This window comes from Paracoccus sp. Arc7-R13 (assembly GCF_004010775.1).
GTDB classification, from domain to species: Bacteria; Pseudomonadota; Alphaproteobacteria; order Rhodobacterales; family Rhodobacteraceae; genus Paracoccus; species Paracoccus marcusii.
The window spans coordinates 2,751,288-2,764,813 of the sequence record NZ_CP034810.1 but is presented as its reverse complement, the minus strand read 5'-3'; the positions used below and the strand labels follow the sequence as shown (position 1 = coordinate 2,764,813).

General features: G+C 68.8%; 17 protein-coding genes and 1 pseudogene. 10 read left to right on the top strand and 8 right to left on the bottom strand.

The window, feature by feature from the left end; genetic code table 11:
* Positions 1-65: 65 nt before the first annotated feature.
* Complete coding sequence (locus EOJ32_RS13740; protein ID WP_127898945.1) at positions 66-1,205, bottom strand: aminotransferase class V-fold PLP-dependent enzyme; 1,140 nt, start codon at positions 1,203-1,205, stop codon at positions 66-68.
* Between the two features lie 139 nt (positions 1,206-1,344).
* On the opposite strand from EOJ32_RS13740, the gene EOJ32_RS13735 reads away from it, so the two are divergent.
* Genes EOJ32_RS13735 through EOJ32_RS13725 form a run of 3 tightly spaced genes read left to right on the top strand, consistent with a single transcriptional unit; the run spans position 1,345 to position 4,696 of the window.
* Entirely contained in the window at positions 1,345-2,052 is a 708-nt protein-coding gene (locus tag EOJ32_RS13735) for a type 1 glutamine amidotransferase (protein WP_045981638.1), read from the top strand.
* A complete protein-coding gene (locus EOJ32_RS13730; protein ID WP_127898944.1) occupies positions 2,049-3,404 on the top strand; it encodes a glutamine synthetase family protein in 1,356 nt (451 codons plus the stop codon). Before EOJ32_RS13735 ends, EOJ32_RS13730 begins: the two co-directional genes overlap by 4 nt.
* Positions 3,401-4,696, top strand: coding sequence for an FAD-binding oxidoreductase (locus EOJ32_RS13725; RefSeq protein WP_127898943.1), 1,296 nt, complete (start codon positions 3,401-3,403; stop codon positions 4,694-4,696). Before EOJ32_RS13730 ends, EOJ32_RS13725 begins: the two co-directional genes overlap by 4 nt.
* Here the strand turns inward: EOJ32_RS13725 and EOJ32_RS13720 are convergent.
* The 5 genes and pseudogenes from EOJ32_RS13720 to EOJ32_RS13700 form a co-directional block, all read right to left on the bottom strand.
* Positions 4,685-5,134 (bottom strand): annotated as a pseudogene (locus EOJ32_RS13720) (TerB family tellurite resistance protein). The gene EOJ32_RS13725 and the pseudogene EOJ32_RS13720 overlap by 12 nt on opposite strands.
* A gap of 32 nt (positions 5,135-5,166) precedes the next feature.
* Complete coding sequence (locus tag EOJ32_RS13715; RefSeq protein ID WP_127898942.1) at positions 5,167-5,460, bottom strand: DUF1330 domain-containing protein; 294 nt, start codon at positions 5,458-5,460, stop codon at positions 5,167-5,169.
* The gene (locus EOJ32_RS13710; protein WP_240542441.1) at positions 5,457-6,317 is read right to left on the bottom strand and encodes a PhzF family phenazine biosynthesis protein; all 861 of its coding nucleotides are present in this window, start codon (positions 6,315-6,317) and stop codon (positions 5,457-5,459) included. The genes EOJ32_RS13715 and EOJ32_RS13710 overlap by 4 nt, the downstream gene beginning before the upstream one ends.
* A 9-nt stretch (positions 6,318-6,326) precedes the next feature.
* Positions 6,327-7,229 (bottom strand): polyphosphate kinase 2, encoded by a 903-nt coding sequence (gene ppk2 / locus EOJ32_RS13705; RefSeq protein ID WP_045981633.1) that lies wholly within the window; start codon positions 7,227-7,229, stop codon positions 6,327-6,329.
* A 54-nt stretch (positions 7,230-7,283) separates the two neighbouring features.
* A complete protein-coding gene (locus tag EOJ32_RS13700; protein WP_205963150.1) occupies positions 7,284-7,751 on the bottom strand; it encodes a hypothetical protein in 468 nt (155 codons plus the stop codon).
* A 130-nt stretch (positions 7,752-7,881) separates the two neighbouring features.
* Here EOJ32_RS13700 and EOJ32_RS13695 point away from each other — a divergent pair, with 130 nt between their 5' ends.
* Positions 7,882-8,178 carry an alkylphosphonate utilization protein gene (locus tag EOJ32_RS13695; RefSeq protein WP_045981632.1) on the top strand — a complete coding sequence of 99 codons (297 nt, stop codon included), beginning with the start codon at positions 7,882-7,884 and terminating at the stop codon, positions 8,176-8,178.
* Here the strand turns inward: EOJ32_RS13695 and cobD are convergent.
* On the bottom strand, positions 8,175-9,137 hold the full coding sequence (cobD, locus tag EOJ32_RS13690; protein ID WP_127898941.1) for a threonine-phosphate decarboxylase CobD: 963 nt from the start codon (positions 9,135-9,137) through the stop codon (positions 8,175-8,177). The two genes, EOJ32_RS13695 and cobD, sit on opposite strands and share 4 nt — an antisense overlap.
* 178 nt (positions 9,138-9,315) lie before the next feature.
* Between cobD and EOJ32_RS13685 the strand changes: the two genes are divergently transcribed.
* The 6 genes from EOJ32_RS13685 (at position 9,316) to EOJ32_RS13660 (ending at position 13,225) form a co-directional block, all read left to right on the top strand.
* Complete coding sequence (locus tag EOJ32_RS13685; RefSeq protein WP_046000997.1) at positions 9,316-9,819, top strand: YbjN domain-containing protein; 504 nt, start codon at positions 9,316-9,318, stop codon at positions 9,817-9,819.
* 1 nt (position 9,820) lies between these two features.
* Positions 9,821-10,630 (top strand): pyrroline-5-carboxylate reductase, encoded by an 810-nt coding sequence (gene proC, locus EOJ32_RS13680; RefSeq protein ID WP_127898940.1) that lies wholly within the window; start codon positions 9,821-9,823, stop codon positions 10,628-10,630.
* Entirely contained in the window at positions 10,627-10,956 is a 330-nt protein-coding gene (locus tag EOJ32_RS13675) for a tRNA-binding protein (RefSeq protein WP_127898939.1), read from the top strand. The genes proC and EOJ32_RS13675 overlap by 4 nt, the downstream gene beginning before the upstream one ends.
* On the top strand, positions 10,953-11,900 hold the full coding sequence (locus tag EOJ32_RS13670; RefSeq protein ID WP_127898938.1) for a D-glycerate dehydrogenase: 948 nt from the start codon (positions 10,953-10,955) through the stop codon (positions 11,898-11,900). The genes EOJ32_RS13675 and EOJ32_RS13670 overlap by 4 nt, the downstream gene beginning before the upstream one ends.
* Positions 11,901-11,959: 59 nt before the next feature.
* Complete coding sequence (locus tag EOJ32_RS13665; RefSeq protein ID WP_046000993.1) at positions 11,960-12,157, top strand: CsbD family protein; 198 nt, start codon at positions 11,960-11,962, stop codon at positions 12,155-12,157.
* Between the two features lie 114 nt (positions 12,158-12,271).
* Entirely contained in the window at positions 12,272-13,225 is a 954-nt protein-coding gene (locus EOJ32_RS13660; protein WP_127898937.1) for a magnesium transporter CorA family protein, read from the top strand.
* Here the strand turns inward: EOJ32_RS13660 and EOJ32_RS13655 are convergent.
* The gene (locus EOJ32_RS13655) at positions 13,222-13,500 is read right to left on the bottom strand and encodes a protealysin inhibitor emfourin (protein WP_045981624.1); all 279 of its coding nucleotides are present in this window, start codon (positions 13,498-13,500) and stop codon (positions 13,222-13,224) included. The two genes, EOJ32_RS13660 and EOJ32_RS13655, sit on opposite strands and share 4 nt — an antisense overlap.
* Between the last annotated feature and the right edge of the window lie 26 nt (positions 13,501-13,526).

Genomic DNA, 13,526 nt, shown 5'->3' with positions numbered 1-13,526 from the left:
TCGGGGTCCTGTCGCCACATGGTCACGGCGGGGCACTATCCCGCCGTGACGCGCGCGTCAAAGGCTTAGCCGCGCGGGGCGGTCGCCTGGTCCAGCACCGGCACAAGCCGGGCCATCGTGCCGTCGACATCGCGCAGCTTGTCCAGACCGAACAGCCCGATGCGGAAGGTCGAGAAGTCGGCCCCCTCATCCACGGCCAACGGCACGCCCGCCGCGATCTGGGTGCCGAGGGCGGCAAAGGCCTTGCCAGACTTGACCTCGGGGTCGTCGGTATAGCTGACCACGACGCCCGGCGCCTGGAACCCCTCGGCCGCCACCGAGCGGATGCCGCGCGCGGACAGTTCGTCGCGGACCGCCCGGCCAAGGCGCCATTGCGCGTCGCGCGCGGCGGCGAACCCCATCGCGCGGGTCTCCTCCATCGCGTCGCGCAGGCCCAGCAGCGCGTCGGTGGGCATGGTCGCGTGATAGGCATGGCCGCCATCCAGATAGGCCTGCATGATCGCGCGCCATTTCTTCAGATCCAGCGCAAAGCTGTCGCTGTCGGTGGTGGCCAGTCGTTCGGCGGCGCGATCGGACAACATGACAAGGCCTGCGGCGGGTGACGTCGACCAGCCCTTTTGCGGGGCCGAGATCAGCACGTCGACGCCCGTGGCCCGCATGTCGACCCAGATCGCACCCGACGCGATGCAGTCCAGCACCATCAGGGCACCCACCTCATGCGCGGCATCGGCCAGCGCGGTGATATAGTCGTCGGGCAGGATCAGCCCGGCCGAGGTCTCCACATGCGGGGCAAAGACCGCGTCGGGGCGCGTCTCGCGGATGCGGGCCACGACCTCGTCGATGGGCGGGGGCGCATAGGCGGGCTGGGGCGCGTTCCCTTGCGGGCGGGCCTTGACCACGGTCACCTCGCGCGCGAATGCGCCCGCGTCGAAGATCTGGCTCCAGCGATAGCTGAACCAGCCGTTCCTGACGATCAGCGCATGCGCGTCGCGCCCGAACTGGCGCGCGACCGATTCCATCGCATAGCTGCCGCCGCCCGGTACGATCGCCACCTGGGCCGCGCCATAGACCTCGCACAGACCCGCCGACAGGTCGCGCATGACCTGCTGAAAGCGTTTCGACATATGGTTCAGTGACCGGTCGGTGAACACGACCGAGAATTCGTCAAGGCCGTCCGGGTCGATCTCGGGGCGCTGATGGGGCATGGGTGCATCCTTTCCGTTGCGCGCAGCCTAGCGCTTGTGCGTCCGCGCGGCCAGACCGCCAAAAGGCGCAAACGCCCCCCCTTGCGGCCCCCCCTGCGGGGCGACTAGGCTTCGGACACAAGCAACATCAAGGTTTTTCATGCGGATCGGCATCCTTCAATGCGGCCAGTCGCCGGCGCAGCTGAAGCGGGATTTGGGCGACTATCCGGACATGTTCGTGCGCCTGCTGGCCGGGCGCGGATTCGACTTCACCACCTGGCATGTCGAGGGGATGGAGTTTCCACAGGACATCCACGATGCCGACGGCTGGCTGCTGACCGGTTCGCGCCACGGGGCCTATGAGGATCACGCCTTCATCCCGCCGCTGGAGGATTTCATCCGCCGCGTCCACGATGCGGGCGTGCCGATGGTCGGCATCTGCTTTGGTCATCAGATCATCGCGCAGGCCCTGGGCGGCACCGTGGTCAAGCATCCCGGCGGTTGGGCCGTGGGCGCGCAGGATTACGATTTCGGCGGCCAGCCCGTCACGCTGAACGCCTGGCACCAGGATCAGGTCGTGGCCCTGCCGCCCGGCGCGCAGGTCGCGGGCCGGAACGCGTTCTGCGAAAATGCCGCGCTGATCTATGGCGACCGGGCCTTCACCGTGCAGGCACATCCGGAATTCGGCGACGATTTCATCCAAGGCCTGATGGACACCCGCGCCAAGGGTGTCGTGCCGGACGACCTGCTGGCCGGGGCTGCGGCCCGCATGGGGCAGGCCGATGGCGCGTCCCTGCTGGCCGACCGGATCGAGGCCTTCTTCAAGCAACCCCGCGCCCTGGCGCAAGCCGACAAAGGTGCCGCATGAGCGACTGGACCGAGAAACTGCCCCAGGCCGCGCGCGACTTCATGTCCGGGCGCCGCCTGGACGAGGTCGAATGCATCGTGGCCGACATGGCGGGCGTCGCCCGTGGCAAGGCCATGCCCGCGTCGAAATTCGCGCGGCAGAACCAGTTCTATCTGCCCAATTCGATCTTCCTGCAGACGATCACCGGGGAATGGGCCGACAACCCGTCGGGCGCCTTCACCGAACCGGACATGGTGATGGTGCCGGATTATTCCACCGCCACCGCCGCGCCCTGGACCGCCGACTGGACCATCCAGGTCATCCATGACGCGACCGACCAGCAGGGCAACCCCATGCCCATCGCGCCGCGCAATGTGCTGAAACGCGTGGTGCAGCTGTACCGTGACAAGGGCTGGAACCCGGTCGTGGCGCCCGAGATGGAGTTCTTCCTCGTCGCGCGCAACATCGACCCGAACCAGCCGATCATCCCGCCCATGGGCCGGACGGGCAGGCGGGCTGCGGCGAAACAGGCCTATTCCATGTCTGCGGTGGACGAATACGGCAAGGTCATCGACGACATCTATGACTTTGCCGAGGCGCAGGGTTTCGAGATCGACGGCATCCTGCAGGAGGGCGGCGCGGGCCAGGTCGAGATCAACCTGAACCATGGCGATCCGGTGGCCCTGGCCGACGAGATCTTCTACTTCAAGCGGCTGATCCGCGAGGCCGCGCTGCGCCACGACTGCTTTGCCACCTTCATGGCCAAGCCCATTGAGGGCGAGCCGGGCAGCGCCATGCACATCCATCATTCGATCACGGATATCGAGACGGGCCGGAACATCTTTTCCGACGACAAGGGCCGCGAGACGCCGGCCTTCCTGCATTTCATCGCCGGCATGCAGAAGCACCTGCCCGCGGCCATCGCGCTGCTGGCACCCTATGTGAACAGCTATCGCCGCTATGTCCCGGACTTCGCGGCGCCGATCAACCTGGAATGGGGGCGCGACAACCGTACCACGGGCCTGCGCGTGCCGATCTCGGGGCCGGAGGCGCGGCGGCTGGAGAATCGGCTGGCGGGCATGGACTGCAACCCCTATCTGGGGATCGCGGCCAGCCTGGCCTGTGGCTATCTGGGCCTTCTGGAGGCCGAGAACCCGCGCGCCGAATGCCTGGGCGACGCCTACATGTCCGAGGACGAGCTGCCCTACAACCTCGGCGACGCGCTGGACCTGATGTCGGAGAGCGCGCCCATGCGCGGCGTTCTGGGCGAGGATTTCTGCGCCGTCTACGAATCGGTCAAGCGCAATGAATACAAGGAGTTCCTGCAGGTCATCAGCCCGTGGGAACGCGAACATCTGCTGCTGAACGTATGAACCTGCTGCACCTGAACGACGGGCTAGGGGCCTATCCGCCCAGCCTCTATGCCGACCAGTGCGGGCCGCAGCCCGACCTGCCGCCCCTGCGGGGCGAGGCGCGGGCGGATGTTGCGGTGATCGGGGCGGGCTATACCGGCCTGTCGGCCGCGCTGCATCTGGCACGGCGGGGCCTGTCGGTCCGGGTGCTGGAGGCGCAGCGCGTGGGCTTTGGCGCGTCGGGTCGCAACGGCGGACAGATCGGGTCCGGCCAGCGGCAGGAGGTCGACTGGCTGGAGGCGCAGCTGGGCCGCGACACGGCCCGCCGCCTGTGGGACCTGGCCGAGGAGGCCAAGGCCGCCGTCCGCAGCATCGCCGCCGAAGCGGGCGTGCGGGTCCGCGACGGCATCGCACATGCCTGCCGTACCGCGTCCGAGGTCGATCACGCCCGCCACATGGCCGACCATCTGGCACGGCATTACGGCTACGACCGGGTCACGCCCCTGGATCGCGACGGGCTGGCGGCGGCCTTGGGCAGCACTGCCTATGTCGGCGGCGATCTGGACCGCGGCGCGGGGCATGTGCAGCCGCTGGCGCTGGCCCTGGGGATGGCGCGGCTGGCGCAGGATGCGGGCGTCGTGATCCATGAGCGCGCGCAGGTCACTGGCCTGACCCATGGTGCGCCCAGCATCATCCGCACCGATCAGGGCGTGCTGCGGGCCGATCACGTCATCCTGGCCTGCAACGGCTATCTGGGCGATCTGGACCGGGCAGTCGCCGCGCGGGTCATGCCCATCAACAACTATATCGTCGCGACCCCGCCGCTGGATGATCACCCCGAGATCCTGCCGGACCGCATCGCGGTGGCGGACACGAAGTTCGTCGTGAACTACTGGCGCGTCGACGACGACCGGCGGCTGGTCTTCGGCGGTGGAGAGACGGTCACCTACCGCTTTCCGCGCGACATTGCGGCGGTGGTCCGCCCGCATCTGCTGTCAGTCTATCCGCAGCTGCAGGACGTGCCCCTGACCCATGCCTGGGGCGGGACGCTGGCCATCACCATGAACCGCATGCCCTGCTTCACCCGGCCCGCGCCGAACTGCCTGTCGGCCAGCGGCTATTCCGGGCATGGCGTGGCGATGGCCACGCTGGCGGGGCAGTTGATGGCCGAGGCCGTGGCGGGCCAGGCCGAACGGTTCGACGCCATGGCCGCCGTTCCCACCCGGCCCTTTCCGGGCGGTGCGGCCCTGCGCAAGCCGCTGCTGGTGGCGGGGATGGCGTGGTTCGGGCTGCGCGACCGGTTAGGGTTCTAGGCCGATCCGGGCCAGCACATGCTGACGGATTTCGGCCGATTCGCGGTCGGTCATGCCCAGAAGGCTGGAGACTAGGCGGATCAGGCTGTCCTCATCCGCGCCGCGGCTGTTGTCGGCATAGGCGACCTCCCACAGCGCGGCCAGAACGGCACGACGATCCTCCAGCGCGATGCGGTCCTTGATCTAGCGGGTGAAGCGGACGGTGTCGCTGGCCTCCGCCTCCAGCGCCTCGGCCTGGGAGCGGCGGGCGGCGGCCTCGGCCGCAGTCAGGCCGCGGCGGGACAGGACCTGCTCGATGCGGTCGCGTTCGGCCTGATCGTAATGATCGTCGGCCCGCGCCACGCGCACCAGCAGCGCGGCGATGGCCAGCTCGGCATCGTCGCGGTCGATCGGCGCGGCGGTATCGCCCATCAGGCGTGTCAGTAGGTCCATGAACATGGCCGAAGGATGCCCCTGCAGACGGCCGCGGTCTAGCCGGGCCAGCCCTCGACGATGATCACATCTGCGGCAGAGACCGGCTCGCGCAGCGCCTTGGCCGCCTGATAGCCGGGACTGTCGTAACAGGCCTGCGCCGCCTCCAGCGACGGGAACTCGATCACGACGCTGCGGGGGCGGGCCTGGCCCTCGACCACCTGCTGCGGCCCGCCGCGCACCAGAAAGCGCGCGCCGTATCCGGCAAAGGGGGCGGCATTGGCCCGGCGATAGGCATCATAGGCGTCGGGGTCGTCGATCGTCACATGGGCGATCCAATAAGCCTTGGTCATGTGTCCTCCGGAATGCGGGTGCGGCCTTGGGCCACGGGAACGGCACGGCCGGACACGCAGACCTGCGCCAGCGCGCCGCCCTTGACGGCGATGCGCAGGCCCAGCAGGGACGGGCGCCCCATCTCGACCCCCTGGCGCAGGGACAGGCGCGTCTCTCCCTCGGGCAGGACGCCTGCGGCCAGCAGGGGCGCGGCAAGGGTCGCGGTGGCCGATCCGGTGGCGGGGTCCTCGGGGACGCCGCTGCCGGGGGCGAACATGCGCGCGCGGAACCCCGCGCCGTCGGGGGCATAGGCATAGACCTTGCCGACCTTGGCCGTCAGCGCCTCGAACGCGGCCCCCGCGGGGCGGGCATCGGACAAGGCCTGCGCGTCGCGCAGTGGCACGAAGATGAAGGCCGGACCCGCATGGGCCACGACCGGCCGATGGTTGCCAAAGCCGATCCGGTCCGCGCCAAGGCCCAGGCCCGCAGCGGCCAGGTCGGTCGCGACCGCATCGCCCAACTGCGGCAGCACGGGGGCCGCGAATTCGGCCAAGCCGTCGCGGATGGTCACCGGGACCGGCCCGGCCTCCTCCTCCAGCACCAGATCGCCGTCGCCCGCCGACAGGTGCAGCGCGCAGCCAATGGTGGGGTGACCCGCGAAGGGGATCTCCGCCAGCGGCAGGAAAATGCGGACGCGGGCGCGGTGCGCGGGATCGCGCGGCGCCATGACGAAGATCGTCTCGGACAGGTTGAACTGGCGGGCGATGGTCTGCATCTGCCGCGTGCTCAGCGCATCGGCCCCCATGACCACGGCCAGCGGATTGCCCGCAAAGGGCCGGTCGGTGAAGACGTCATAGACATGATATTCCAGCATCATCGCCCCGGTTCAGTATTTTTGCGGAACATACAGCTCGCGGGGGACGGCGTCGCGCTCATAATCGGGGTTGAAGACGCGATCGGGCAGGGTGATCTGTTCATGGTCCACGTCGCCATAGGGAATCAGGCCCAGCAGGTGGTCGATGCAGTTCAGCCGTGCGCGCTTCTTGTCATTGCCGGGCACGATGTACCAGGGCGCCTCGGGGATGTTCGTGCGTTCGAACATGTCCTCCTTGGCCTTGGTATAGGCCTCCCACCGGACGCGGGACTGCAGGTCCATGGGCGACAGCTTCCACTGCTTGAGGGGGTCGTGGATGCGCATCTGGAACCGCATCTGCTGCTCCTCGTCCGTGATCGAGAACCAGTACTTGACCAGCCGGATGCCCGACCGGACCAGCATGCGTTCGAATTCGGGCACGTCCTGGAAGAACTGTTCGACCTGATCCTCGGTGGCAAAGCCCATGACGCGTTCGACGCCCGCACGGTTGTACCAGCTGCGGTCGAACAGCACGATCTCTCCGCCCGCCGGCAGGTGGGGGACATAGCGCTGGAAATACCATTGCGTCTTCTCCCGGTCGGACGGGGCGGGCAGGGCGACGACGCGGGCCACGCGCGGGTTCAGCCGCTGCGTGATGCGCTTGATGGCGCCGCCCTTGCCGGCGCTGTCGCGCCCCTCGAATAGGACCACGACGCGTTCGTTGTTGTGGCTGACCCAGTCCTGAAGGCGGATCAGTTCGGATTGAAGGCGCAGCAGTTCGCGGAAATACAGCTTGCGGTCCATCTGGTCGGGATGGTGGCTGCGATAGATGCGCCGGATTTCGGCCGACAGGGCGGCGTCCTCCATCTCCAGCTCGATATCTTCGTCCAGGGTCTCCTGCAGCTCTGCCTGCAGCCAGTCCTTGTAGTCGTTCATCTGCGTCTCCGATGGCTTTGCTGCGGTCTAGGGACGGAATGTGACGATAGGGTGTCAGCGCATGAACTGGCGCGCGCAATCGGGCGTGACCGCCAGCACCAGACTGCCGTCGCGCAGCCCGTCAACCGTGCCGCACCAGGCGCCCTGCACAGTGAACAGGCTTTTCGTGCCCCGCGCCGGGCGATAGGCGATGCGCCGGCCCTGGGTGTCGAACAGGTTCAGCACCCCGACCGCGTTCGGCGCGTAATAGCCCACCACCGACCCGTCCGAGGTGAAGATCACTCTCCCCTCGTTCACGCGGTCGCTGGGGCGGTTGCCCGGTGCGGTCGGCGCGTTCGCGGTATTTCCGGCCGAGTTCCAGGCCGCATGGGGCGCATTGCCCGGCCGAGCGGGGCTGTTGGCGGGGTTCCCGGGCCCCAGGTCGAACGGCAGCTGCGTGCGGTCCAGCACCATCAGCGGCGCGTCGGCCAAGGCCGCGGGGGGGGCGGCCAGCATCGTCAGGAACAGGGAAAGTCGCATCATCGGGGGCATCCTTTTCGCAGGCCCATCATGGCCAAACCCCGCGCCCTGCGCCAGAGGTTGCGCGGCCCGCCCCTGCGGCCTAAGGCGTGACGGGCGGCACCCTGCGCCGCCAGCCGCGAAAGGGCAGACCATGGCCGATGACGACTATGTCTATGACGAGGCCACGGGCGAATGGCGCCCCGCCGCCGAGGTCGCGGCCGAGGCCGCCGCCGCAGGCATCGTGCGCGACAGCGCGGGCACGCCGCTGGCCGACGGCGACCAGGTGGTCGTCATCAAGGACCTGAAGGTCAAGGGCAGCAGCACCGTGATCAAGCAGGGCACCGTGATCCGCGGCATCCGCCTGACCGACGACCCGGCAGAGGTCGACTGTCGCCACGACGGCATCAGGGGCCTGGTCCTGCGCACGGAATTCCTGCGCAAGCGCTAGCGGGTCATGGCCTGCCCGGCGCGGGCGAACTCGTCCCGGCTGCCGGGAATGCCAAGCCGCAGCCAGCGGTCCGAATAGGGAAAGCGCCGGGTCCAGACATGTGCGCGGGCCAGCGTGTCCTGGGCCGCCTGCGCGTCCGGCGTCTCGTACAGACGGAACAGGTGCGTCCCGCCCAAGGGCCGCCAGCCCGCGCGCGCGGCCAGCCGGTCAAGGTTCAGCGCGGCTTCGGCGTGATAGGTCACGGTGTCGTCGGCCCAGGCCCGGTCGGCCATGGCGGCGGTCGCGATCTCCAGTGCGGGGCCGCTGACGGACCAGGGGCCCGCGGCCTCGCGCAGCGGCGACAGCAGGGCCGGGTCCGCCAGCGCAAAGCCAAGCCGCAGCCCGGCCAGACCCCAGAACTTGCCAAAGCTGCGCAGCACCACCGCATTGACGGGCAGGGACCGGGCCAGCGACAGGTCGGGGCGCGCATCTGCGAAACTTTCGTCTACGACCAACAGGCCGACCCGCCGTGCCAGCGCGGCCAGGACCAGGGGCGACCATTCCCGCCCGTCGGGGTTGTTGGGGTTCACGACGACGGCCAGGTCGGCGCCATCCATCCTGTCCAGGTCGGGGGCGGGGGTGACACGCCAGCCCGCGGCGGTCAGGCTGGCCGCATGTTCGTTGTAGCTGGGCGTCAGCACCGCCGCGTGGCCCGCGGGCCGCAGGCGCGGCACCAACTGGATCGCGGCCGTGGCCCCCGCCATCGGCAGGACATGGTCGTCCGCGCAGCCGAACCATTCTGCGGCGACCCGGATCAGCGCCCGTTCCGCCCTGGCCATCGGCAACGCGCGAAAGGCCGTGTCCGACAGGGGCTGGACCGACCAGGGCCTGCGGTTGATGCCGGTCGACAGGTCGATCCAGTCGCCCGTGCCGAAACGTGCCTGCGCCGCATCCAGATTGCCGCCGTGATCGCGTGCCATGCCGCCCCCTTGGTCCTGTCCGCCCCTGCTAGGACACCACCGCCGCGGGGGCAATTCGGACTTTACACCAGTGGTAAAGCCGACCACGATATGTTGTAAGCGCCATGGCCGCCGACCCCCGGTGTTGTGTGGCCACCCAAGGACCACCACGGCGCAAGACCGCAGCCACAGGCAGACCATGACGCAGATCGATTCCTCCATGCGCATCGACGACATCCACCCGATCGACATCGTCGAGGCCGTGGCCACGCATCACGCCTGGGAGTTCGACCGCCTGGCCGAGGATCAGATCGTCATGGATGTGGACGGCCAGTGGCGCCGCTATGCGCTGACCCTGGCATGGTCGCCCCGCGACGCGGTCCTGCGGCTGATCTGCAGCTTCGACATGGACCCGCCGGCGGACCGCATGCCGGCCATCTATCAGACGATCAACCTGGCCAACGACCGGGTCTGGGACGGGGCCTTCACCTTCTGCGCGCCGCAGCGGCAGATGGTCTGGCGGTACGGGCTGGTGCTGGCGGGGGACGCGATCGCGCTGCCGGAACAGGTGGACCGGATGATCGGCACCGCCCTGGCCGCGTGCGAGCGGTTCTATCCTTCGTTCCAGTTGGCCGGATGGGGCGGCACATCGCCCGCCGCGGCGCTGGAGATTGCCTTGGGCGAAACCTACGGACGGGCCTGACATGAACGATTTCGACGACATCAACGCGCGCGGACTGGTCCTGGTCGGATGCGGCCGCATGGGCGGGGCGATGCTGCAGGGGTGGCTGGCGCGCGGGCTGGACGCGGGCGCGGTCACGGTCATCGACCCGAACCTGGCACCCGAATGGCAGGACCGCGGGTTGCGCGTGAATGCGGACCTGCCGGCTGATCCGGCCGTGGTCGTGCTGGCGGTCAAGCCGCAGATGATGGGCGGCGCGCTGTCTGCCATGCCGGACCTGTCGGGCAGCCTGGTGATATCGGTCGCGGCAGGCACGACCATCGCGACCTTCGAGGCGGCCTTTCCCGGCGCCCCCGTGATCCGGGTGATGCCCAACACGCCCGCGGCCATCGGTCAGGGCATTTCCGCGATGATCGGCAATGGTGCCGCAACGCCTGCGCATCTGGACCTGGCCGAGGCGCTGATGCGCGCCGTGGGCCGCGTCGTCCGGCTGGAGCATGAGGGCCAGATGGACGCCGTCACCGGCCTGTCGGGCAGCGGCCCGGCCTATGTGTTCCACCTGATCGAGGCGATGGCCGCCGCGGGCGCGGCGCAGGGCCTTTCGCCCGCGCTGTCGCTGGAACTGGCGCGCATGACCGTGGCCGGCGCAGGTGCGCTGGCTGTCCATGCGGACGAGGACCCGGCCGTGCTGCGTCGCAACGTGACCTCGCCCAACGGGACGACTGCTGCGGGGCTGGCGGTGCTGATGGACGAGGGTGCGGGCCTCACGCCGCTGATGATCCGCACCGTGGCGGCCGCGACCGAACGCGGGCGGGAGCTGGGTCGCGGATGATCACCTTTGACGATTTCCTGAAGGTCGACATCCGCGTCGGCACCATCACACGCGCCGAACCCTTCCCCGAGGCGCGCAAGCCCGCGTTCAAGCTGTGGCTGGACCTGGGCGATCTGGGAGAGCGCAAGTCTTCGGCCCAGATCACCCGTCATTATGACCCTCAGACGCTGGTCGGCACGCAGGTGCTGTGCGTCGTGAACTTTCCGCCCCGCCAGATCGGCCCCGTCATGTCCGAGGTGCTGGTCCTGGGCGTGCCCGACCCCGACAATGAGGTCGTGCTGATCCGCCCCGACCTGACCGTCCCCAACGGAGGCCGCCTCTATTGAAGGTTCTAGTCACCCGCCCGATGACCGACCGCGCCACCGCCGCCATCCGCGCGGCCTGCGATGCGACATTCCGTGACAACACGCCCCTGACCGTCGATCAGGCGGGCCAGGCGATGCGCGATTATGACGCGATCATCCCGACGCTTGGCGATGCGTTCGGGGCCGAGGCCTTCCAGGGCGATCTGCGCTGCAGGCTGCTGGCCAATTTCGGCGCGGGGTTCAACCATATCGACATCGTCGCGGCCCGCGCCGCCGGTGTGGCGGTCACGAACACGCCCGACGTGGTGACGGACGCCACCGCCGACATTGCGCTGACGCTGATGCTGATGGTGCTGCGCCGCGCATCCGAGGGCGAACGCCTGCTGCGCGCGGGCGGCTGGACCGGGTGGAACCCCACGCAGCTGCTGGGCGCGGAGATGTCGGGTCGCACCGTGGGCATCGTCGGTATGGGCCGGATCGGCCAGGCCATCGCGCGGCGCGCGCATCTGGGCTTCGGGATGGAGGTGGTGTTCTTCAACCGCTCGACTGTCGCGGGGCTGGACTTTCCGGCCCGCCAGATCGGTGATCTGCGCGCCATGCTGGCGGCCTGCGACGTGGCGGTGATCGCCGTGCCGGGGGGTGCGGCCACGCGCGGCCTGATCGGCGTGGCCGAACTGGAGGCCCTGGGCCCCCAAGGCGTGCTGGTCAACATCGCCCGCGGTGACGTGGTGGACGAGGATGCGCTGATCGCAGCCCTGGTGGACGGCCGCATCGCGGGCGCGGGCCTGGACGTCTATGCGCAAGAGCCGCATGTGCCCCAGGCCCTGCTGGATGCCCCCAATGCCACGCTGCTGCCGCATCTGGGAACGGCCACCGACGACACGCGCACCCGCATGGGCCTGCGCGCGCTGGCGAACCTGCAGGCCCATATCGACGGCGGCGTTCCGCCGGACCTTGTCCGCTAGGAACCTGCCACGGCTGCGGGCGTTATTCCGGCATATGAACGTCTGAAAAGGAGGCGGAAATGAACTGGGATATCATTGAAGGCAAATGGAAGCAGCTGAAAGGCGCGACCAAGGTCAAATGGGGCGAACTGACCGACGACGAGCTGGATCAGATCGACGGCAACAAGGACAAGCTGGCCGGCAAGCTGCAGGAGAAATACGGCTGGACCAAGGACGAGGCCGACCGTGAGATCGACGATTACTATCGCGACAAGTGATCGTCCTGCCGCAACCGCCAGTAAGGGGCGTCCCATCCGGGGCGCCCCTTTCCACATCCGCTTGATCGTTTGTCCGCGGTAGGGCACCACGGGGCGAACCGACCGGAGCGTCGCATGTATTACGCCTATTCCATCGAGAACGGTCGCCTGGTGCGCCTTGCCGCAGAACGCGATGTCGCTGACGCGGCATGGATTGACCTGATCCGGCCGAACGACGCCGAGATCGCGCAGCTGCGCGTGCCTGTTCCCAGCCTGGCCGAGATGGAGGAGATCGAGCTGTCCAACCGCCTCTATCGCGAGGACGGGCTGGACTACATGACCGCGATGCTGCCGGGAGAGCGCGCCGGGGGTGACCGGATCTCGATGCCGGTGACGTTCATCCTGTCGACGGACCGGCTGGTGACGGTGCGCCACCATTCGCCGCGGCCGTTCCTGACCTATCCCGAACGCGCCGAACGCTCGACCTTGGGCTGCGGCACGCCCGACCGCCTGTTCCTGGGCCTTGTCGAGGAGATCATCGCCCGGCTGGCCGACATCCTGGAAGGGGCGGGCCGCACGCTGGACCAGACCACCGCCGCGGTGTTCGAACGCCGCGCGGTCGCCGCGGCCTCGGACAGGCTGCAGGCCGCACTGCAAGATGTCGGACGCGAGGCCGAGACGATGGCGCGCGTCCGCCTGGCCCTGCTGACGGTCGAGCGGATGCAGGCGTTCTATACCGCCACGCTGGAGGACCGCCCCGAGGAGGGCCGCCTGCGCGCCGCCACCCGTGCCCAGATGCGCGACATCCAGGCGCTGGAGGTGCATGCCGATTTTCTGGGCGGGCGGGTCAGCCTGGCGGTGGACACCACGCTTGGCCTGATCAACCTGCAACAGAACAACACGGTCCGCATCCTGTCGGTCGTCGCGGCGTTGTTCCTGCCGCCGACGCTGATCGCCAGCGTCTATGGGATGAACTTCACGAACATGCCAGAACTGGACGAACCCTGGGGCTATGCCTTCGCCCTGATCCTGATGGGCGGGACGACCCTGGGGACGTGGCTGTTCCTGCGTTGGAAGGGCTGGATCTAAAGATCGTCCAGCAGGTCTAGCATCTCGGGGGGCATCTGGCCCTCGGAGAGGGTGATGGCGTGCGGGCCGGTCGCGTCCGTCACGGTGATCGCATAGCGCATCCGATCCGGGCAGCCGGGACAGGGGGTGGCCGCCATGTCGGCCAACGCCTTGGGGTGGAAGGCCGCGCACAGTTCCTGCGCCCGGGGTTCGGGTTGGGCATCGGTGTCGATGCGGCGCGAGGTGGCGGCAGTGATGCCGCCAAAGCCGCCATGGCTGCGGATCTCTATGATCATGCGGTCCTCCGGTCCGCGGATCATAG